This is a genomic window from Vibrio sp. OPT24, from assembly GCF_015163545.1.
Lineage (GTDB): Bacteria > Pseudomonadota > Gammaproteobacteria > Enterobacterales > Vibrionaceae > Vibrio > Vibrio cyclitrophicus.
Genome location: NZ_JADDYI010000020.1, coordinates 213379 through 234946, shown reverse-complemented (window position 1 = coordinate 234946; position 21568 = coordinate 213379). Strand labels below are relative to the sequence as shown.

Genomic DNA, 21568 nt, shown 5'->3' with positions numbered 1-21568 from the left:
TTTTTTTTAGGTATTTGGTCGGTGATTTATTGATGAGGAGGTTATTATTCATTTCTGTGATGTCTGTAATTTAGACCTAGATAAAGCTTTTATAACGCAAAGTGGAATAAAGGTGATTTAGCTATCAAGTTTGTTTACACTAAGCCAAATTGTTTTGTTTCTATCACCTAATAAAGATGTTGGGTGAATTTATGTTGGTCAAAGAAAGCTTTGGCATAGAGGTAAAAAATGGAAAAGGTTCCAATGACAGTACGTGGCGCTCAGCAGCTACGTGACGAATTAGATCGCCTACTTAAGCTACGCCCTGTTATCTCAGCAGCTATTGGTGAAGCACGTGAACTAGGTGACTTGAAAGAGAATGCTGAATACCACGCAGCTCGTGAAGAGCAGGGTATCTGTGAAGCTCAAATTCGAGATATCGAATACAAATTATCACTGGCTCAGATCATCGATGTAACCCAGATGGATAACACAGGTAAGATCATCTTTGGTACGACAGTGACTTTGGTTGATGTGGATACTGATGATGAATTCCGTTACCAAATTGTTTCTGAAGATGAAGCCGATATCAAAACAGGTCGTATTTCAGTTAAATCACCTATTGCTCGCGGTTTGATCGGTAAGATGGAAGGTGACGAAGTTCATATTTCTACCCCTGGCGGTGATAAAGACTTCGAAATCGACAAAGTAGAATACATCTAATTGAATTTGCTTTGTTTCTGATAAGTAAAAAGGTCGCTTAATGCGACCTTTTTCGTTTCTCACGCTACACTAAAAGATAAGCACTATGGCTTTCTTATTGCGTTATTGCGGAGCTAGCTTGAAGTCAAACTAGCTTATTTGCGTGGAATCTCGATTTTACGTGCTTCTGACTGACGGAACAGTACAAGAACTTTACCGATAGTTTGTACTTTTTCAGCTTTAGATTCACGTACAATTGCATCGATAATCAGTTGCTTAGTCTCACGGTCTTCTGATGCAACTTTAATCTTGATCAGTTCGTGGTGGTCTAGAGCTAATTCGATTTCCGCTAGAACAGCTTCAGTAAGTCCATTTGCGCCCATTAGCACTACAGGTTTTAAACTGTGAGCTAGGCCCTTTAGATGCTGCTTTTGTTTGGTACTTAGGTTCATTACGCGGCCAATTTTATTTAGTATTAGGGTTGAAAAAACCTATTTTAACGCCATCTAAAGCTGAAGACTATAATTTATTCAGCAATTAGTACTTTCCTCCAATTTAGGTATCCAATGAGCAAACAGAAACACTCGGCCAGTTCAGGTCGTTGGTTGAAGGAACACTTCGACGACAAGTACGCAAACGAAGCAAGAAAGAAAGGTTATCGTTCACGTGCTTATTTCAAAATGGAAGAGATTCAATCTAAAGATAAATTGCTGTCTCCTGGGATGACCATTGTGGATCTGGGCGCAGCACCTGGCGGTTGGTCTCAATATGCTGCTAAGATTATTGGCGACAACGGACAAATCATCGCGTGTGACTTGTTACCAATGGACCCGATTGCCGGAGTTAGCTTTTTACAAGGTGATTTCCGGGAAGAAGCTGTTCTAGATGCCTTATTGGAACGTATACAACCCAACATGGTTGATGTGGTGATGTCTGATATGGCACCTAATATAGCAGGCAATAATTCTGTAGATCAGCCAAGAGCTATGTATTTAGTTGAATTAGCTTTGGATATGTGTCGACAAGTTCTAGCTACCAATGGTAGTTTTGTTGTAAAAGTATTCCAAGGCGAAGGCTTTGACCAATATGTTAAGGACGTCCGTGAGATGTTTAAAACAGTCAAAGTTAGAAAACCCGACTCTTCTCGAGCTCGATCTCGTGAAGTGTTCATCGTAGCCACTGGTTACAAAGGTTAACGATTCTCTTCCAAGAGTGAGAGTTAACAACATGGCTACAGGTTACAAACTGTAGTACCCTACCTTTAATTACAATTAGTTATCGAGAGGCTTACACCTTGAGTGACATGGCAAAAAATTTAATTCTGTGGCTTGTTATCGCGGTAGTGTTGATGTCGGTATTCCAGAGCTTCGGCCCTGGGGAAAGCAACGGCAGAGCAGTAGATTACACCACGTTTGTACAGGAAGTTGGCCAAGGCCAGATTCAAGACGCACAGTTCAATAACAGCGAAATTACCTTCACACGTCGTGGCGGTGGTTCTAAGTATGTAACTTACATGCCTGTTTATGATCAAAAGCTACTTGATGACTTAATTAATCAAAACGTAAAAGTTCAGGGTACACCACCTGAAGAGCAGAGCTTACTCGGCACTATCTTCATCTCTTGGTTCCCTATGATCTTACTAATTGGTGTGTGGATTTTCTTCATGCGTCAAATGCAAGGCGGTGGCGGCGGTAAAGGCGCTATGTCTTTTGGTAAGAGCAAAGCTCGTATGATGAGCGAAGAACAAATTAAAACGATGTTTGCGGATGTTGCTGGTTGTGACGAAGCAAAAGAAGACGTTAAAGAGCTGGTTGATTACCTTCGCGACCCTAGTCGTTTCCAAAAGCTAGGTGGTAAGATTCCTACTGGTATCCTGTTGGTTGGTCCTCCTGGTACTGGTAAAACGTTGCTTGCAAAAGCAATTGCTGGTGAAGCGAAAGTACCGTTCTTTACTATCTCAGGTTCTGATTTCGTTGAAATGTTTGTTGGTGTTGGTGCATCTCGTGTGCGTGACATGTTCGAGCAAGCGAAAAAAGCAGCACCTTGTATCATCTTTATCGATGAAATCGATGCTGTAGGTCGTCAACGTGGTGCTGGTGTTGGTGGTGGTCACGATGAACGTGAACAAACACTTAACCAAATGCTGGTTGAGATGGATGGTTTCGAAGGTAACGAAGGTATTATCGTTATCGCTGCAACTAACCGTCCAGACGTACTAGACCCTGCATTACTTCGTCCTGGTCGTTTTGACCGCCAAGTTGTGGTTGGTCTGCCTGATGTACGTGGTCGTGAACAGATTCTTAAAGTACACATGCGTAAAGTTCCACTGTCGGGTGATGTTGAACCATCTCTGATTGCTCGTGGTACTCCAGGCTTCTCTGGTGCAGATCTTGCAAACCTTGTGAACGAAGCGGCGCTGTTTGCTGCTCGTGGTAACAAGCGAAATGTTTCGATGGTCGAGTTTGAACTTGCGAAAGACAAAATCATGATGGGTGCTGAGCGCCGTTCGATGGTGATGTCTGAAGAAGTGAAAGAGTCAACGGCTTACCACGAAGCGGGTCACGCAATTGTTGGTCGTTTGGTACCAGAACACGATCCAGTGTACAAGGTTTCAATCATTCCACGTGGTCGCGCGCTTGGTGTAACTATGTACCTACCTGAGCAAGACCGCGTAAGTATGTCTCGCCAACATCTAGAATCAATGATCTCTAGCTTGTACGGTGGTCGTCTTGCTGAAGAACTTATCTACGGTAAAGACAAAGTTTCGACTGGTGCGTCTAACGATATCGAACGTGCAACTGATATTGCTCGTAAGATGGTCACGCAGTGGGGCTTCTCTGAAAAATTGGGTCCTCTTTTATATGCTGAAGAAGAAGGCGAAGTTTTCCTAGGTCGTGGCATGAGCCAAGCGAAACATGTTTCTGACGATACAACTAAGTTGATCGATGAAGAAATTCGTATCTTAATCGACCGCAACTACGCTCGTGCGAAGCAAATTCTCGAAGAGAACATGGATATCATGCACTCGATGAAAGATGCACTAATGAAGTTTGAAACGATTGATGCTGGTCAGATTGATGACCTGATGGAACGTAAAGACGACATTCGCGAGCCTGCTGGTTGGGGTGACCAGGCGAAAGCAGAACCTGCAAAGGAAGAAGCTAAACCTGAAGCGAAATCAGAAGAAGCAGCCGAACCAAAAGCTGAAGAATCGAAAGTTGAAGAAGTTAAATCTGAATCAGATGATGCTCAAAACAAAGATTCTTAATCGCTAAGCTTTAAATTAAAACCCTGAGTACGCTCAGGGTTTTTCTGTTTCTAGCCCAAGATGTTTTTACCTTTAAGACCAGCCTTCCATGATATTAAAAGCACACAATAAAACGCTCGTTTTAGACCGCCCACATGTAATGGGTATTCTCAATGTCACGCCTGACTCTTTCTCTGATGGTGGTAAATTTAGTTCATTAGACAATGCTTTGTTACAAGCTGAACGAATGATTCAAGCTGGTGTTAGCATCATTGACATTGGTGGTGAGTCGACTCGTCCTGGCGCTCCTGAGGTTGCCTTAGAAGAAGAATTATCTCGAGTTATTCCTGCTATTAAAGCTATTCGAGCTAGATTTGATGTCTGGATTTCTATCGATACCAGTAAAGCTGAAGTGATGCGTCAAGCGGTTGAAGCTGGTGCTGATTTGATCAATGATGTGCGAGCTTTACAAGAGCCCGGTGCTTTAGAAGCTGCCGCTGATGCGAAGGTTCCGGTTTGCCTGATGCACATGAAAGGTCAGCCAAGAACTATGCAAGCGAATCCTAGTTACGACGATGTTCTAACGGATGTAGAAGCTTTCTTACAAGAAAGGGTTGAAGCTTGTGAGGCTGTAGGGATATCAAAAGAGCAGTTGATTCTGGATCCCGGTTTTGGTTTTGGTAAAACCATTGAGCATAATTACCGCCTATTAGCGCACCTTGAAAAATTTCACACGCTTGGGTTACCTGTCTTGGCGGGGATGTCGAGAAAATCGATGATTTTTAAGCTATTAGACAAAGCTCCTGCGGACTGCATGGTCGCCAGTGTTACTTGTGCGACCATTGCAGCAATGAAAGGTGCACAAATTATTCGTGTTCATGACGTCGAAGATACGTTGGAAGCGATGAAGATAATCGAAGTGATGAATAACAATCACTAATCATAATTAAGGAAAATCAACATGTCTGATAAAAGACGTTACTTCGGCACTGATGGTGTGCGTGGCAAAGTAGGCCAGTACCCGATTACACCTGATTTTGTTCTGAAGCTTGGCTGGGCTGCGGGTCGTGTTCTTGCTAAACAAGGCACAAAGAAAGTGATTATCGGTAAAGATACTCGCATCTCTGGCTACATGCTTGAGTCTGCTTTAGAAGCTGGCTTAGCTGCTGCGGGTCTTCAGGCTACGTTTACGGGGCCAATGCCGACACCGGCTGTTGCTTATCTAACGCAAACTTTCCGTGCTGAGGCGGGGATTGTTATCTCTGCATCGCATAATCCTTACTACGATAATGGCATCAAGTTTTTCTCTTCAGAGGGGACTAAATTGCCAGACGATATCGAGCTAGCGATTGAAGCGGAACTGGATAAAGACATCGAATGTGTTGATTCATTTGAACTTGGTAAGGCGGTACGTTTAAACGATGCGGCTGGCCGTTATATTGAGTTTTGTAAAAGCACGTTCCCAAATCAGATGACGCTTGCAGGAATGAAGATTGTTGTTGATTGTGCCCATGGTGCGACTTACCACATTGCTCCCGCTGTATTCAGAGAGCTAGGAGCTGAAGTTATTGCGATTGGTGTTGAGCCAAATGGTACTAACATCAACCACGAAGTAGGCGCAACGGATGTACGTGCTCTGCAAGCGAAAGTGCTTGCAGAAAATGCAGCATTAGGCCTTGGTTTTGATGGTGATGGTGATCGTATCATCATGGTTGATGAGCTAGGGAACAAGGTTGATGGCGACCAGATCGCTTACATCATTGCTCGTGATGCACTGCGTCGTGGTGAATTGAAAGGTGGCGTAGTTGGTACACTAATGACGAACCTTGGTATGGAAAACGGCCTTAAGCAGTTAGGTATTCCGTTTGTTCGCGCTGCTGTTGGTGACCGTTACGTAATGGAGCAACTTCTTGCTAAAGGCTGGAAGATCGGTGCAGAAAATTCGGGTCACGTTATCCTATTAGACAAAGTAACGACGGGCGATGCTATTGTTGCTGCTCTGCAAGTTCTGGCTTCGGTAGTCGATAGTGAAATGACATTGAATGAACTTTCTCAAGGTATGACGTTATACCCTCAAGTCCTAGAAAATGTTCGCTTCAGCGGAGATTCAAACCCACTAGAAGCAGAGGCGGTTAAAGCGATTGTGGTTGAAGTGGAAGCGGAACTTGGCGAGAAAGGCCGTGTGCTATTACGTAAATCTGGCACAGAGCCACTATTGCGCGTAATGGTAGAAGGCGAAGACGCTGAGTTAGTTCAATCTTCGGCACTTAAAATTGCTGATGCAGTAAAAGCAAACTGCTAATTTAGTCTTTATTTAGCAGGTGCAATGATATGTACCTGTTATTAGGATTGGTTGAGTTACAGAACGGTCAAAAGAGGCGAAAATGAGTTTTGTGTCGCTTTTGACCTTTTTTTGACCACTCACTTGGTAAAGGCTTATTTTTTAGCAAATTCTCCTTGTCAGCCATCGCCTCATTCGCTAGTATTGCTCGGCCTTCAGTTAGGAGGTCGCTAGCCTTGTTCTTAAAAATAGTTTTTTGAACGGCGCTGGCTCAACAATTAGGAACATAGGTGGAAAAATGTTTACAGTTCTACTTGTGATTTACCTGTTGGCAGCGCTTGGTGTAATTGGCCTAGTGTTGATTCAACAAGGTAAAGGCGCAGATATGGGAGCCTCTTTCGGTGCTGGCGCTTCAAACACTGTGTTTGGTGCTGGTGGCTCAGGAAATTTCCTTACCCGAATGACTGCAGTTTTTGCAACTACATTTTTTATCCTTAGCTTAGTGCTTGGTAATATGTCTACACATAAGACTGAGTCACAATGGATTGACCCGACTCAAGGTCAGGTAATTCAGCAAGCTGATGATGCAGCGAGTGAAATTCCGGCGCAAGGCGACGAAATTCCACAATAAGCTGTAAAGATTTGATGCCGAGATGGTGAAATTGGTAGACACGCTAGCATGAGGTGCTAGTGCCTTAGGGTGTGAGGGTTCGAGTCCCTCTCTCGGCACCATGTTTACAAACTTGTAAAACATCTTGTTGGGCGTATAATGCTCGCAAGTCGGACGCGGGATGGAGCAGTTTGGTAGCTCGTCGGGCTCATAACCCGAAGGTCGTCGGTTCAAATCCGGCTCCCGCAACCAATTTCAATGCTATTATATAGCTTGTATTGGTAGCAAGTTTGCACAGTGTGAACCTCACTGTGAGTTAAGTGTGATATCAAATATGATGGCACTTAACATATAAGGGTCCAGCAACAAAAACCCCGGCTTATACGGGGTTTTTTGTTATCTAAGCATTTGTAAATGCGTTTAGATAATGTTTGCTTGGAATTTAAATTGGGCTTTGAGCCCTTTTTTTGTTTCTGGAGTGGTTAAATGACTGGTTTAGAAAGACAACTTACTGAAATGCTTGACGCTCCAGTAGCAGCATCGGGTTATGAGTTAGTTGGATTAGAATTTATTCGTGCTGGTGAGCACTCAACGCTACGTATTTACATCGATTCACCAAATGGTATCAATGTAGATGATTGCGCTGAAGTTAGTCACCAAGTAAGTGCCGTAATGGACGTTGAAGATCCAATTTCAGTGGCTTATAACCTTGAAGTGTCTTCACCAGGTTTAGAGAGACCACTGTTCAAAGCAGAGCATTACCAACAATTTATTGGTCACGAGGTAAGCATCGTTTTGAAAATGGCTGTCGGCAACCGTCGTAAATGGAAAGGTGATATCCAATCTATCGAAGGCGAGACAGTAAAAGTATTGGTTGAAGGACAAGAAGAAGAATTCGTCCTTAGCAATATTGCGAAAGCTAACCTGATCCCTAAATTTTAGTTCTCCTAGAGAGAAGAGCTTAAGAGGCTAGATTAATGAACAAAGAAATTTTGGCGGTAGTAGAAGCTGTTTCTAATGAGAAAGCAGTTCCTCGTGAGCGTATTTTTGAAGCGCTTGAAATCGCGCTTGCAACGGCAACAAAAAAGAAAAGCGAATTAGAAATCGAAGTTCGTGTTGAAATCGACCGTAAAACGGGTGATTTCGAAACTTTCCGTCGTTGGGAAGCTGTTGAGGAAGTTGAATTCCCAACAAAAGAAATCTCTATTGAAGCTGCAAAGTACGATGACCCAGAGATCGAACTTGGCGGTTTCATTGAAGATGATATCGAATCAGTAACGTTTGACCGTATTACGACTCAAACGGCTAAGCAAGTTATCGTACAGAAAGTACGTGAAGCTGAACGCGCTCAAATCGTTGAACAGTTTATTGATAACGAAGGCGAGCTAGTAACTGGTGCAGTTAAGAAAGTTAACCGTGATACCGTTATTCTAGACCTAGGTAACAACGCTGAAGCGGTAATCCTTCGTGATGACCAACTTCCTCGTGAAAACTTCCGTCCAGGTGACCGTGTTCGTGGTCTTCTTTACGCAGTTAAACCAGAAGCTCGTGGTTTCCAGCTTTTTGTTACTCGTTCGAAGCCAGAAATGCTAGCTGAGTTATTCCGTGTTGAAGTGCCTGAGATTGGTGAAGAGCTAATTGAACTTAAAGGTGCTGCACGTGACGCTGGTTCTCGTGCTAAAATCGCTGTGAAAACAAACGACAAACGTATCGATCCTGTTGGTGCGTGTGTTGGTATGCGTGGTGCTCGTGTACAAGCTGTTTCTAACGATCTTGGCGGTGAGCGTATCGATATCGTTCTTTGGGACGATAACCCTGCTCAATTCGTAATCAACGCTATGGCTCCTGCTGACGTTGCATCTATCATCGTTGATGAAGATGCACACTCTATGGATATCGCTGTTGAAGCGGATAACCTAGCACAAGCGATTGGACGTAGTGGTCAAAACGTACGTCTAGCTTCTCAACTAACTGGTTGGGAACTGAACGTGATGACTGTTGCTGATCTCGAGAAGAAGCACCAAGAAGAAGCTGTTGCTTCTATTGAAAACTTCATGAAGCACCTAGACATCGAAGAAGACTTTGCTCAAATGCTTGTTGAAGAAGGCTTCTCTACGCTTGAAGAAGTAGCATACGTTCCTGTGAACGAGCTTCTTGAAGTAGACGGTCTAGACGAAGGTATCGTTGAAGAACTACGTAACCGCGCAAAAGACGCACTGACTACTCTAGCGCTAGCGAAAGAAGAAACTTTCGACGGTGTTGAGCCTGCTGAAGACTTACTTGCACTTGAAGGTCTTGAGCGTGAAATGGCTTACAAGCTAGCAGCAAAAGGCGTTGCGACATTGGAAGACCTAGCTGACCAAGGCGTTGATGAACTAGAAGGCATCGAAGACCTAACTGCAGAGCGTGCAGGCGAGCTAATTATGGCTGCGCGTAACATCTGTTGGTTCGGCGACGAAGAATAATTCAGCAAGGAGAGAAAGCGGTATGACACAATTAACAGTTAAAGCACTGAGTGAAGAGATTGGTACGCCAGTTGACCGCTTAATTGAACAACTTGCTGATGCAGGCATGAAGAAATCAGGGTCGGATCAAGTGACTGATTCAGAGAAGCAAACATTGCTAACGCACCTAAAAAAGGAGCATGGTGATACTTCTGGTGAAACAGAACCGACTCGTTTAACTCTTCAGCGCAAGACCCGCAGCACGTTAAGTGTTGCTGCTGGAGGCGGTAAGAGTAAGGATGTTCAAGTAGAGGTACGTAAAAAACGTACTTACGTGAAGCGCAGCACTATTGAAGATGAAGCGAAACGTGAAGCTGAGGAACTAGCTAATCGTGAAGCGGAAGAGAAAGCACAACGCGATGCTGAAGAGCAAGCGAAACGTGATGCTGCAGAGAAAGCACAGCGCGAAGCCGAAGAAAAAGTAACACGTGAAGCGGATGCAAAACGTGATGCTGAAGAGAAGGCTCAACGCGCACAAGCTGAAAAGGCTAAAAAAGACATGAATTCAAAAAATGCAGACGCTAACGCACAAGCGAAAAAAGAAGCGGATGAACTTAAAGCTCGTCAAGAGCAAGAAGCAACTCGTAAAGCAGAAGCTGAAGCAGCTAAGCTTGTTGAAGAAGCTCGTAAGTTAGCTGAAGAGAACCAAGAACGTTGGTCTGAAGAAGAGAAGAAGAAGAAAGAGCAAGAGAAATCTGCGGATTACCATGTGACTACTTCTACTTACGCTCGTGAAGCTGAAGATGCGGCAGATAAGAAAGACGAGAAAGCACCTCGTCGTCGCAAGAAGAAAGCAGCTCCTGCTAACCAACCAGCAAACAACCGTGGCGGTCGTAACCAACGTGGTCGTGGCGGTAAAGGTAAGCTTGCTAAACCAACTTCAATGCAGCAAGGCTTCGATAAGTCAGCGACGGTTGCTAAATCTGACGTTGCTATCGGCGAAACTATCGTTGTTTCTGAACTGGCGAGCAAAATGTCAGTTAAAGCAACTGAAGTTATCAAAGTAATGATGAAGATGGGCGCTATGGCGACTATCAACCAAGTGATTGACCAAGAAACAGCACAACTTGTTGCTGAAGAAATGGGCCACAAGGTTATCCTACGTAAAGAAAACGAACTTGAAGAAGCGGTACTAGCTGACCGTGACAACAATGCAACGGCTGAGGGTCGTGCTCCTGTTGTTACTATCATGGGTCACGTTGACCACGGTAAAACTTCAACACTTGATTACATTCGTAAAGCACACGTTGCTTCTGGCGAAGCTGGCGGTATCACGCAGCACATTGGTGCTTACCACGTAGATACTGATAACGGCATGATCACGTTCCTTGATACTCCTGGACACGCGGCGTTTACCGCTATGCGTGCTCGTGGTGCTCAAGCGACAGATATCGTTGTCCTAGTAGTAGCAGCAGACGATGGCGTAATGCCACAAACAATCGAAGCAATCCAGCACGCGAAAGCGGCAGGTGTTCCTCTGATTGTTGCTGTGAACAAGATCGATAAAGAGGGTGCAAACCCAGACAACGTTAAGAATGAGCTAGCTCAATACGACGTTATCCCTGAAGAATGGGGCGGCGAGAACATCTTCGTTCACATCTCTGCAAAACAGGGTACAAACATCGATGGTCTTCTAGAAGCAATCCTTCTTCAGTCTGAAGTTCTTGAGCTTACAGCAGTTAAAGAAGGCATGGCATCTGGTGTTGTTGTTGAATCTCGTCTTGATAAAGGTCGTGGTCCAGTTGCAACAGTACTAGTACAGTCTGGTACTCTAAACAAAGGCGATATCGTTCTTTGTGGTCAAGAGTACGGTCGTGTTCGTGCAATGCGTGATGAAAACGGTAAAGACATTGAAACTGCAGGTCCATCTATCCCTGTAGAAATTCTAGGTCTTTCTGGCGTTCCTGCTTCAGGTGACGAAGCGACTGTTGTACGTGATGAGCGTAAAGCGCGTGAAGTTGCAAACTACCGTCAAGGTAAATTCCGTGATGTTAAACTAGCTCGCCAACAAAAAGCGAAACTAGAGAACATGTTCGCGAACATGACGGCTGGTGAAGTTGCTGAACTTAACGTTGTACTTAAAGCTGACGTTCAAGGTTCTGTAGAAGCGATTGCTGATTCTCTACTGAAACTGTCAACTGACGAAGTTAAAGTGAACATCGTAGGCTCTGGTGTTGGTGGTATCACTGAAACTGATGCAACGCTTGCAGCGGCTTCTAACGCTATCATCCTTGGTTTCAACGTTCGTGCTGACGCAACTGCGCGTAGTACGGTTCAGAACGAAAACCTAGATCTACGTTACTACTCAATCATCTACCAACTGATTGACGAAGTTAAACAGGCGATGGGCGGTATGCTTGCTCCTGAATTCCGTCAAGAGATCATTGGTCTTGCACAAGTTCGTGACGTATTTAAGTCACCTAAGCTTGGCGCAATCGCTGGTTGTATTGTTACTGAAGGTACAATTAAGCGTAGCAACCCAATCCGTGTACTTCGTGAAAACGTTGTTATCTACGAAGGTGAACTAGAGTCACTTCGTCGCTTTAAAGATGACGTTCAAGAAGTTAAAAATGGTTACGAGTGTGGTGTCGGCGTTAAGAACTACAACGACGTTCGCGTTGGTGACCAGATCGAAGTATTCGAAATTGTTGAAGTTAAACGTACTCTAGACTAATCAGTCAGTACGACTCGACATATTGACTAAGGTTACTAACATTACTAGTAATGGTAATAAGTAATCGGTTGTTGAATACACCATGGGGGGCTGGTAATTACCAAGCCCCCCATCTTTCTAAGTGAGAAAAGAAAATGTCAAAAGAATTTAGCCGCACACAGCGTGTGTCTCAGCAGCTTCAAAAAGAGCTTGCCCTTATCCTACAACGTGAAGTTCGTGACTCACGTATTGGTATGGTAACGATCTCAGACGTAGAAGTGTCTCGTGACCTTGCATACGCAAAAGTATTCGTTACTTTCCTATGTATCGGCGAGCAAACGCCTGAATCGTGCCTTGCTGCTCTTAAAGAGCATGAAGTGCCAGTTCGTATGGCTCTTGGTAAGCGTATTCGCCACCGTCTAACGCCTGAAGTACGTTTTACTTACGACAACACATTGGTAGAAGGCATGCGTATGTCTAACCTAGTGAGTGAAGTTCTAAGCGACGATAAGCGTAAGCAGCAAGAAGCTGGCCGCACTGACGAAATTCAGTCTAAGGACGAAGAGTAATGGCTCGCCGTCGTAAAGGTCGCCCTATTAACGGGGTAATTCTGTTAGATAAGCCTACTGGTATTTCATCTAATGATGCACTGCAAAAAGTAAAGCGTATTTACTTTGCAGAGAAGGCAGGGCACACAGGTGCTCTGGATCCTCTTGCGACTGGCATGCTGCCAATTTGTCTTGGTGAAGCAACGAAGTTTTCTCAGTTTCTTCTAGATTCTGATAAGCGCTACGTAGTAATCGCTAAGCTTGGTGAGCGTACCAACACCTCTGACTCTGATGGTGAAGTGGTTGAAACTCGTGAAGTGAATGTGACTCAAGAACAACTTGAACGTTGCATTGCAAGCTTTAAGGGTGAAACCGACCAGATCCCATCAATGTTCTCGGCATTGAAGTATCAAGGTAAGCCTTTGTACGAATACGCTCGCGCAGGTATTGAAGTACCTCGAGAGTCTCGTAAGATCACTGTGTACTCTATTGAATTGCTTCGCTTTGAAGGTGATGAAGTTGAAATGGAAGTGCATTGTTCGAAAGGCACTTACATTCGCACAATTACCGATGACCTTGGTGAAATGCTAGGTTGTGGTGCTCACGTGACAATGCTTCGTCGTACTGGTGTAGCAAAGTACCCTTATGAACGTATGGTGACTTTGGAGCAGTTAAACGAGATCCTAGAGCAAGCACAAGCGCAAGAAATAGCACCAAAAGAGCTGCTTGATCCACTTCTGATGCCAATGGACACTGCCGTAGAAGACTTACCAGAAGTGAATTTGAACGCGGAACTGACTGACCTAGTTCAGCACGGCATGCCAGTTCAGGTTTCTGGTGCACCAACTGAAGGCACGGTTCGTATGACAAGTGGTGAAGAAAAGCTGTTTGTTGGCGTTGCTCAGATTGCAGAAGATGGCCGAGTTGCACCTAAGCGCTTGGTGGTTTTCAGAGATGAAGAGCCACAAGCGTAGCGTTTAAATCGAGTCAGAATATTAGTCGTTCGTCCTTAAGGGCCAACAATTGATAAAGAAAGCGAGCCCTTTCATTCAGTGGTTCGCTTTTTTCGTTTTAAGGCGTTCGATTGTTATTGCACCAATTCATAAACTTCCCTATAATCCTCGGCTCGCGTAGCGGCTGAATCAGAGATTGGCTGCTACAAATATAAACTTACTCTTATCAGGAGAGAATTATGTCTCTGAATGCAGAAACTAAAGCAGCAATCGTTGCAGAATACGCACAATCTGAAGGCGACACAGGTTCACCAGAAGTACAAGTAGCACTACTTACTGCTTCTATCAACCACCTACAAGGTCACTTCAAAGCACACAAGCACGATCACCACAGCCGTCGTGGTCTACTACGTATGGTTTCTAGCCGTCGTAAGCTTCTTGATTACTTGAAAGGCAAAAACCTTGCTCGTTACCAAGACCTAATCAAGCGTCTAGGCCTACGTCGCTAATAGCGATGTCTGCAAAGACAGTTTGAAGAAAAGGAGCATTTATGCTCCTTTTTTTGTGCCTGTAAGAAAATGGCAGACCAGATGCTTAGAATATCACCTGGCTTTTTCTGATAGGAAATATATCTCCTAATAAAAATAGTTTATACTACGCCCGCCTATAGCGTTTTCACGTTTGGCAATCAACCTTCTCAAGAGATTACAGTCACAGATGTCGGCCAATAGGTCGCGACTATTCAAAGGCGGATTTGGTCCTAATTCGGCGTATGAATTCATACAAAGAAGCACTATCTCGAGTCCCTTTTCACTAGTCGCGATTGGTAATATCTTGAGTCATTATTCACTTAATCTAAAGTCATGACTTTAGAGCTAAGGATATACAATGTTTGAAAAACCAGTTGTAAAATCGTTCCAGTACGGTAATCACACCGTTACTCTAGAAACGGGCGTAATCGCACGTCAAGCTACTGCTGCTGTAATGGCAACTATGGACGATACATCAGTATTCGTTTCTGTTGTTGCTAAGAAAGAAGCTGTTGCAGGTCAAGATTTCTTCCCTCTAACAGTTAACTACCAAGAGCGTACATACGCTGCGGGTAAAATCCCTGGTGGCTTCTTTAAGCGTGAAGGTCGTCCTTCTGAAGGCGAAACACTAACAGCTCGTCTGATTGACCGTCCAATTCGCCCACTTTTCCCAAGTGCGTTCAAAAACGAAGTTCAAGTTATCGCTACGGTTGTATCTATCAACCCTGACGTAAACCCAGACATGATCACTATGATCGCAACGTCTGCTGCACTTGCTATCTCTGGTGCACCATTCAATGGTCCTATCGGTGCTGCACGTGTTGGCCACATCGATGGCGAACTTGTTCTTAACCCATCAAATACTGAGCTTGAAAACTCTAAACTAGACCTAGTTGTGTCTGGTACAGAAGGCGCAGTGCTAATGGTTGAATCTGAAGCAGATAACCTATCTGAAGAAGAGATGCTTTCAGCTGTTGTTTTCGGTCACGACCAACAACAAGTTGTAATTAAAGCGATCAACGAGTTTGCTGCTGAAGTTGCAACTCCATCTTGGAACTGGGAAGCGCCAGCAGTTAACACTGAGCTTAAAGCTAAAGTTGCTGAGCAAGCTGAAACTCGTCTATCTGACGCGTACCAGATCACTGAGAAAATGGCTCGTTACGAGCAAGTTGGCGCAATTAAGAACGACGTTGTTGAAACTCTAATTGCACAAGACGAAAACCTAGATGAGCGCGAAATCCGCGGCATGCTTGGTTCTCTAGAGAAAAACGTAGTACGTAGCCGCATCATTGCTGGCAACCCACGTATCGATGGCCGTGAAAAAGACATGGTTCGTGCGCTAGACGTACGTACTGGTGTTCTTCCACGTACACACGGTTCTTCTCTATTCACTCGTGGTGAAACTCAAGCACTTGTTACTGCAACGCTTGGTACACAACGTGATGCACAAATCATCGATAGCCTAATGGGTGAGAAGAAAGATAACTTCCTTCTACACTACAACTTCCCTCCATACTGTGTAGGTGAAACTGGTTTCGTTGGTTCTCCTAAGCGTCGTGAAATTGGTCACGGTAAGCTTGCTAAACGTGGTATCCAAGCTGTAATGCCTTCTGTTGATGAATTCCCATACACAGTTCGTGTTGTATCGGAAATCACAGAATCTAACGGTTCTTCTTCAATGGCTTCTGTATGTGGTACATCTCTAGCGCTTATGGATGCTGGTGTTCCAATCAAAGCTTCTGTTGCGGGTATCGCAATGGGTCTTGTTAAAGAAGGCGACGATTTCGTTGTTCTTTCTGACATTCTTGGCGACGAAGATCACCTAGGCGACATGGACTTTAAAGTAGCAGGTACTAATGCTGGTATCACTGCACTTCAAATGGACATCAAGATCGAAGGTATCACTAAAGAGATCATGCAAATTGCTCTTAACCAAGCGCAAGGTGCACGTAAGCACATCCTTTCTGTAATGGATGAAGCTATCTCTGGTGCTCGTGAAGATATCTCTGAATTCGCTCCACGTATCCACACAATGAAAATCAGCTCTGATAAGATCAAAGATGTTATCGGTAAAGGTGGCGCAGTTATCCGTGCTCTTTGTGAAGAAACAGGTACTACAATCGAAATCGAAGACGATGGCACGATTAAGATTGCTGCTACTGAAGGCGCAGCTGCTAAAGAAGCTATCCGTCGTATCGAAGAGATCACTGCTGAAGTTGAAGTTGGCCGCATTTACCAAGGTAAAGTTGCTCGTCTAGCTGACTTCGGTGCATTCGTTACTATCCTTCCAGGTAAAGATGGTCTAGTACACATATCTCAAATCGCTGACAAGCGCGTTGAGAAAGTGTCTGACTACCTAACTGAAGGTCAAGAAGTACCTGTTAAGGTTCTTGAAATTGACCGTCAAGGCCGTGTACGTCTAAGCATGAAAGAAGCAGTTGAAACACCAGCTGAAGGCGAAGCACCTGCTGCTGAGTAATTCTTAGCGTATTGATGGGAATATCGCTTTTTAGTGATTTCTAACCCATTGGTAAAAAAGCATGTTATAAAGGGGAGCATATCGCTCCCCTTTTTTATTGCGGTCATAACAGGAGTAATTATTTGTGAAATGGTTTCAAACCGCGAGTATGTGTTTACTGCTTGTACTAACTGGTTGTGCGACAACATCAGATAACACCTCTCGTTGGGTTTATCCACCAATGGCAGTGCCACTGCAACCAAGTGTTCAACAAGAAGTTCAAATTGCACGCCTTAGTCAGTTATTACAGCGCCCAGATCTGAACGATGAAGTTCGAGCTAAAATGCTGTTTGAACGTGGTAACTACTACGACAGCGTTGGCCTGCGTGATTTAGCACGTCTTGATTTCAATCAGTCTCTTTCATTGAACCCCGCTCAACCTGATATCTTCAACCTTTTGGGTGTTTACTTTACGCAAGTAGGGGAGTTTGATGCCGCTTATGAGTCTTTTGATTCGACGTTAGAGCTTGATCCTGCAAACTCATATGCAGAACGAAATCGCTCTATCGCACTCTACTATGGCGAGCGCTATGATTTAGCCAATGAAGAGATGATGAAGCACTACGCCGATGATCCTAGCGATCCGTTTCGCGCTCTGTGGCTTTATATCATTCAGCATGAACTCACTCCAGAGCAAGCCAAGCTTGATTTGCAAAAGCGTTACGAGAGCCGTGATGAGCAGTGGGGATGGGTATTAGTTGCGATCATGCTTGACGATATTACTGAAGAGCAGGCTTTTAAGGCGATCTTAACGGGTACTCGTGATAACACGTTACTTGCACAGCGCCTAACAGAGACTTACTTCTACCTTGCTAAGCGCTACCACATGAATGGTGATTACGCGAATGCGATCTCTTTGTACAAGCTAGCGGTATCTTTTAACGTATATGAATACGTTGAACATCGCTATTCATTCCTAGAGTTAAGCCGTATCTTTAGCACGCTTAAAGCAGAACATTTGGCGCAGTCTAAACTAGCAGCCGCTAAACTGGCAGAAGCTGAAGAAGAAGCCAAAGCTAAATAAAATACATATTAGAAATTTAAGAAGCCGCTGCCTGTCAGCGGTTTTTTTATATGTCCTATTTCATTTCGATTGCTTTTTAATTACACAGTATTAAAATAGTTAGCCTTGCTAACTAAATGCAATGCTTTGATTGGGTAAGTATGCTGAACCAGAATTTAGAAAAGATTGAACGCTTCGCCTCTAAGATATGGCGAACTCAAGTTAATGAAGATCCTATCTGTCAATTGAGCTTCAATGAGTACGATTATTTGAAGGTCATTCAGGCGTCGCCAGAACCTATTAGGCTAACAGATCTTGCGGTTGAGATGCAGGTTACTAAACCTTCAGCGACTACCATGGTTCAAAGGTTAGAAAGAAAAGGCCTCGTCGAACGCAAAGCTTCGCTTGAGGATGCGAGATCTAAATTGGTCATTTTGACCGATAAGGCAGAAGTGGGGTTGGAAGAAGAGAGTAAGATCTACCAGGTAATGGCACAAATATTAGAAAGTCGTTTGTCTGAACAGGAATCCTTACAATTAAACCAGCTGTTATACAAAGCTTTGAAGTAAACAATTTAGATATTTAGTTAGCCTTGTTAACTAATTTGAGTCGCGTCATATTGATAGGTGGCTCACTAATGAAAGTAGAGTAAGAAATGAGTAACTCAATTAGTCGTCAATTCTGGCGATACACAATTCCTACCGTAGCAGCTATGTTAGTTAATGGCCTTTACCAAGTGGTAGATGGCATTTTCATTGGTCGTTATGTAGGTGCCGATGGACTTGCGGGTATTAACGTCGCGTGGCCTGTTATTGGGTCGATCCTCGGTATTGGTATGCTAGTAGGCGTGGGTACGGGGGCGCTTGTCTCGATTCACCAAGGTGAAAAAGATACTCAAGGCGCTAAGCAGATCTTAGCAACAGGTTTAACCTTGTTGCTAGCGATAACGCCTATTGTTTCTGCAGTGTTGTTTTTGTTCGCCGACAATTTCTTATTTTGGCAGGGTGCAGAAGGACGTGTGTACGAACTCGGCCTGCAATATTTACACATCCTGATTGGTGCTAGTGTCTTCACTTTGGGTTCGATCGCGATGCCGTTTTTACTGCGTAACGACGACAGCCCTAATCTAGCAACGATACTGATGATCGTTGGCGCAGTAATTAATATCGTACTCGATTACCTGTTCATCGCTCTATATGGTTGGGAGTTGATGGGCGCAGCATTAGCAACAGCGATTGCCCAGTTTGTAGTGACTGCACTTGGCTTAGCTTACTTTTTCTCGCATCGAGCAAACCTTCGTTTACGCTGGAATGAATTGAGACTGAAACTTGATGTGATTCCACAAATCTTCTCGATTGGTACATCAAGCTTCTTTATGTACGCTTATGGTTCGATGATGGTGGCGCTGCACAATGCGTTGTTCTCCCAGTATGGCGACCAGTTGATGATTGGTGCTTATGCGATTTTGGGCTACATCGTGACGGTTTACTACCTCACTGCTGAAGGCATCGCAAACGGCATGCAACCATTAGTGAGTTACAACCATGGTGCGCGTAATCAAGCGAACATTCGTAAGTTACTTAAGATTGCGATGATGAGTTCAGTATTGATCGGTGTTGCGTTCGTGCTACTTTTGAACGCGTTCCCACGTGAGTTTGTGTCAGTATTTAACTCAGATGAACCTCAGCTAGTTGAGTACACCGTGTTGGGTGTTCGACTACACATGTTTGCACTGGCTCTTGATGGCTTCTTAGTCGTAGCGGGTGCTTACTATCAAGCGGTGAACAAGGGCAGCAAGGCGATGTTTGTGACGATAGGTAACATGCTTATCCAATTACCTTTCTTGTATATTATGCCTAAGTTGTACGGTGTGCCGGGGATCTGGATTGCGTATCCATTGTCCAATATCGCGTTAAGTGTAGTTGTTATGATCATGCTCTACAAAGACGTAAAGAAGCTCGATGCTGCGCCGCTGGAAACCGCGACGGCGTAGATCGTTTTTCTTAAACTGAATGATAAAAGGTCTAGCGAATGCTAGACCTTTTTTGTATCTGTTACTGATTATTCTAATTTAAGGAACTAGATGTTCTTAACGTCTAAACCTGCGAGTTGATGCCAGTAACCGTTGCATTGGCGGCTTTCAATTTTCATCGGTTTTTGACCTTGCTCGTTCGCTCTGAAGTTATTAATTTCAGAGAAGGTATCGATGCCGAGTGGGCTTAAACGAACCACATCGACTAGGTCATGCATGTTCGGTAGATCGTTAACTAGGTTGTAGCAGTAGCCCGATTGTGTCTGAATGCCGTTAAGGTTAAATACCGACTGGCCTTCTTGACTTTCGACTTGTAGCCCTGTTGGGTATTTGATACAACAAGTTTCGCAATCGTCTTTGGCTTTGTTTTCCGCGCGAGCGGTAAAGCAACGCGCTGAGTAAGCAAGTGGTAGGTAGCCGTGGCTAAATACTTCTACTTCGAACTTATTACGGATATTAAGATCTTCGCACTGTGTCATTACGTTGCTTAGCCATTCGCGAGAAAGCTCAACAGGCATACACCAACGCGTCATACCTTGTTTCAAGAACAGGTTCAGAGTGCGTGCATTGTAGGTATTAACCGCCGGGCCAACCACAAAAGGCACTTTGCTTTCGCTTGCTAATTGAATCGCAGACACGTCGTTGGCTTCGATCGCAAAGTCACCGTTATCAATGTACTTCTTCATGATGTTGACTTCGCTTGGTGCTTCTAGCAATGCCATGGTGGAAAGTACGACTTGCTTGCCTGAAGCCGACAGCTCTTTGGCAATATCCATCCAGTGTTTTGCTTTCATCTCACGACGCTTTGAACACACGGCTTCACCTAGGTAGATGATGTCGGCAGAGCTTGATTTCGCTTGCTCATAGAAGCTTTCAACATCTTGTTTTGGCCAAAAATAAAGTAGAGGGCCTAATGCGTATTTCATTGAGTTCTCCATTTGGCTCTATTGCCATTTACGGTGATAAGCGCCAAGCGTGGTTTGTGTACCTTCAGATACATTTGCCAGTGTCGCGTTCCAAGCTTGTTCTACTTGGTATTGTTCAGGATTCGCTAAGTAGCGATCGATAGCAGCGCGCCAAGTACGAGTCACTTGTTCAACATAAGCAGGGCTGCGTTGGCGACCTTCAATCTTCACTGAGGCAACATTGGCCGCGAAAAGCTCAGGCAACATGGATAGCGTGTTTAGACTAGTCGGCTCTTCAAGTGCGTGATAGCGCTTACGTTCACCATCGATATCCGCTTCAAAACGACCCTTACACAGCGTTGGGTAACCTGCGTTCTCACCTGCTTCATACTTATCGATAAGGATTTCATTCAAGCGAGACTCTAGGCCGGTTTCTGTTTCTTGCCAGCGAACGTATTTAGCTGGAGAACAAGCACCAACTGTATTGGGTGATTCGCCTGTCATGTAGGAAGAGAGGTAACAACGGCCTTCTGCCATGATGCACAAGCTACCAAAGGCGAATACTTCAAGGTCAACGTCAGAAGTGATATTACGAGAAAGCTGTTTGACCTGATGAATCGACAATACGCGAGGCAATACCACACGCTTTACATTGAAGTTCTTGTGGTAGAAGTCGATAGCCGCCGCATTGGTTGCAGAGGCTTGAACTGATAGGTGCAGTTCTAAGTCAGGGTATTTATTGGCCGCGTATTCGAGCACCGCGATGTCTGCAATGATCAGCGCATCAACCCCCAGTGCTGCGGCGTTGTCTACGGCGTTAGTCCATCGTTCGAAGCCATTTGGGTGAGCAAAAGTATTTAAGGCAACGTGAATTTTCTTGTTGCGGTCATGCACGTATTGCACGGCACGATCGAGCTTCTTACCCGCAAAATTAAGACCTGCAAAGTGTCGGGCATTGGTATCGTCTTTAAATCCGATATAGACAGCATCCGCACCGCAATCAATGGCGGTTTTCAAAGCAGGTAGGTTACCTGCTGGGCATAAGAGTTCCATTTGCTCACTACCAGTAGAATTAAGTTGAGGCGAGCATTTTATGAAGAATT

Annotated in this window: 19 protein-coding genes and 2 tRNA genes; 18 read left to right on the top strand and 3 right to left on the bottom strand. The window is 44.4% G+C overall.

What is annotated here, in order from left to right; translation table 11 throughout:
- Positions 1 to 228 precede the first annotated feature (228 nt).
- Positions 229 to 702 (top strand): transcription elongation factor GreA, encoded by a 474-nt coding sequence (gene greA, locus IQO02_RS06765; RefSeq protein ID WP_010436111.1) that lies wholly within the window; start codon positions 229 to 231, stop codon positions 700 to 702.
- A 134-nt stretch (positions 703 to 836) separates the two neighbouring features.
- Here greA and yhbY read toward each other — a convergent pair whose 3' ends face one another.
- On the bottom strand, positions 837 to 1133 hold the full coding sequence (yhbY, locus tag IQO02_RS06760; protein WP_004734509.1) for a ribosome assembly RNA-binding protein YhbY: 297 nt from the start codon (positions 1131 to 1133) through the stop codon (positions 837 to 839).
- A 114-nt stretch (positions 1134 to 1247) separates the two neighbouring features.
- On the opposite strand from yhbY, the gene rlmE reads away from it, so the two are divergent.
- The 17 genes from rlmE to IQO02_RS06675 all read left to right on the top strand — a co-directional run bounded on the left by rlmE (position 1248) and on the right by IQO02_RS06675 (position 19521).
- A complete protein-coding gene (gene rlmE / locus IQO02_RS06755) occupies positions 1248 to 1877 on the top strand; it encodes a 23S rRNA (uridine(2552)-2'-O)-methyltransferase RlmE (RefSeq protein WP_010436116.1) in 630 nt (209 codons plus the stop codon).
- A gap of 107 nt (positions 1878 to 1984) precedes the next feature.
- Positions 1985 to 3949 (top strand): ATP-dependent zinc metalloprotease FtsH, encoded by a 1965-nt coding sequence (gene ftsH, locus IQO02_RS06750; protein WP_016767297.1) that lies wholly within the window; start codon positions 1985 to 1987, stop codon positions 3947 to 3949.
- Between the two features lie 88 nt (positions 3950 to 4037).
- Entirely contained in the window at positions 4038 to 4868 is an 831-nt protein-coding gene (folP, locus tag IQO02_RS06745; RefSeq protein WP_016767298.1) for a dihydropteroate synthase, read from the top strand.
- A gap of 21 nt (positions 4869 to 4889) precedes the next feature.
- Positions 4890 to 6230 carry a phosphoglucosamine mutase gene (glmM, locus tag IQO02_RS06740; protein WP_102282761.1) on the top strand — a complete coding sequence of 447 codons (1341 nt, stop codon included), beginning with the start codon at positions 4890 to 4892 and terminating at the stop codon, positions 6228 to 6230.
- 277 nt (positions 6231 to 6507) lie between these two features.
- Positions 6508 to 6840 carry a preprotein translocase subunit SecG gene (secG, locus tag IQO02_RS06735; protein WP_010436124.1) on the top strand — a complete coding sequence of 111 codons (333 nt, stop codon included), beginning with the start codon at positions 6508 to 6510 and terminating at the stop codon, positions 6838 to 6840.
- A gap of 16 nt (positions 6841 to 6856) precedes the next feature.
- Positions 6857 to 6941: transfer RNA gene (locus IQO02_RS06730), tRNA-Leu, on the top strand.
- Positions 6942 to 6994: 53 nt separating this feature from the next.
- Positions 6995 to 7071: transfer RNA gene (locus tag IQO02_RS06725), tRNA-Met, on the top strand.
- Positions 7072 to 7305: 234 nt separating this feature from the next.
- Positions 7306 to 7761: a ribosome maturation factor RimP gene (rimP, locus tag IQO02_RS06720; protein WP_004738265.1), complete on the top strand. Its 456-nt coding sequence runs from the start codon at positions 7306 to 7308 to the stop codon at positions 7759 to 7761.
- Positions 7762 to 7796: 35 nt separating this feature from the next.
- The gene (gene nusA / locus IQO02_RS06715; protein WP_010436132.1) at positions 7797 to 9284 is read left to right on the top strand and encodes a transcription termination factor NusA; all 1488 of its coding nucleotides are present in this window, start codon (positions 7797 to 7799) and stop codon (positions 9282 to 9284) included.
- 22 nt (positions 9285 to 9306) lie between these two features.
- Positions 9307 to 11997, top strand: a complete 2691-nt coding sequence (infB, locus tag IQO02_RS06710; protein ID WP_010436135.1) for a translation initiation factor IF-2 — start codon at positions 9307 to 9309, stop codon at positions 11995 to 11997.
- A gap of 134 nt (positions 11998 to 12131) precedes the next feature.
- A complete protein-coding gene (gene rbfA, locus IQO02_RS06705) occupies positions 12132 to 12545 on the top strand; it encodes a 30S ribosome-binding factor RbfA (RefSeq protein WP_010436137.1) in 414 nt (137 codons plus the stop codon).
- Positions 12545 to 13498 (top strand): tRNA pseudouridine(55) synthase TruB, encoded by a 954-nt coding sequence (gene truB / locus IQO02_RS06700; RefSeq protein WP_010436141.1) that lies wholly within the window; start codon positions 12545 to 12547, stop codon positions 13496 to 13498. Before rbfA ends, truB begins: the two co-directional genes overlap by 1 nt.
- A gap of 218 nt (positions 13499 to 13716) precedes the next feature.
- On the top strand, positions 13717 to 13986 hold the full coding sequence (gene rpsO, locus IQO02_RS06695) for a 30S ribosomal protein S15 (protein WP_010436144.1): 270 nt from the start codon (positions 13717 to 13719) through the stop codon (positions 13984 to 13986).
- A gap of 379 nt (positions 13987 to 14365) precedes the next feature.
- The gene (gene pnp, locus IQO02_RS06690; RefSeq protein WP_010436145.1) at positions 14366 to 16486 is read left to right on the top strand and encodes a polyribonucleotide nucleotidyltransferase; all 2121 of its coding nucleotides are present in this window, start codon (positions 14366 to 14368) and stop codon (positions 16484 to 16486) included.
- A gap of 124 nt (positions 16487 to 16610) precedes the next feature.
- Positions 16611 to 17549, top strand: a complete 939-nt coding sequence (gene nlpI / locus IQO02_RS06685; RefSeq protein WP_010436147.1) for a lipoprotein NlpI — start codon at positions 16611 to 16613, stop codon at positions 17547 to 17549.
- 140 nt (positions 17550 to 17689) lie between these two features.
- Positions 17690 to 18097, top strand: a complete 408-nt coding sequence (locus tag IQO02_RS06680; RefSeq protein ID WP_010436149.1) for a MarR family winged helix-turn-helix transcriptional regulator — start codon at positions 17690 to 17692, stop codon at positions 18095 to 18097.
- Positions 18098 to 18183: 86 nt separating this feature from the next.
- The gene (locus IQO02_RS06675; RefSeq protein WP_016787795.1) at positions 18184 to 19521 is read left to right on the top strand and encodes an MATE family efflux transporter; all 1338 of its coding nucleotides are present in this window, start codon (positions 18184 to 18186) and stop codon (positions 19519 to 19521) included.
- 86 nt (positions 19522 to 19607) lie between these two features.
- Here the strand turns inward: IQO02_RS06675 and IQO02_RS06670 are convergent, their stop codons facing one another.
- Together IQO02_RS06670 and ubiU are read right to left on the bottom strand one after the other, a co-directional pair.
- Positions 19608 to 20486 carry a U32 family peptidase gene (locus tag IQO02_RS06670; RefSeq protein WP_016767826.1) on the bottom strand — a complete coding sequence of 293 codons (879 nt, stop codon included), beginning with the start codon at positions 20484 to 20486 and terminating at the stop codon, positions 19608 to 19610.
- A gap of 18 nt (positions 20487 to 20504) precedes the next feature.
- Complete coding sequence (gene ubiU / locus IQO02_RS06665; RefSeq protein WP_016767827.1) at positions 20505 to 21518, bottom strand: ubiquinone anaerobic biosynthesis protein UbiU; 1014 nt, start codon at positions 21516 to 21518, stop codon at positions 20505 to 20507.
- Positions 21519 to 21568: the final 50 nt, after the last annotated feature.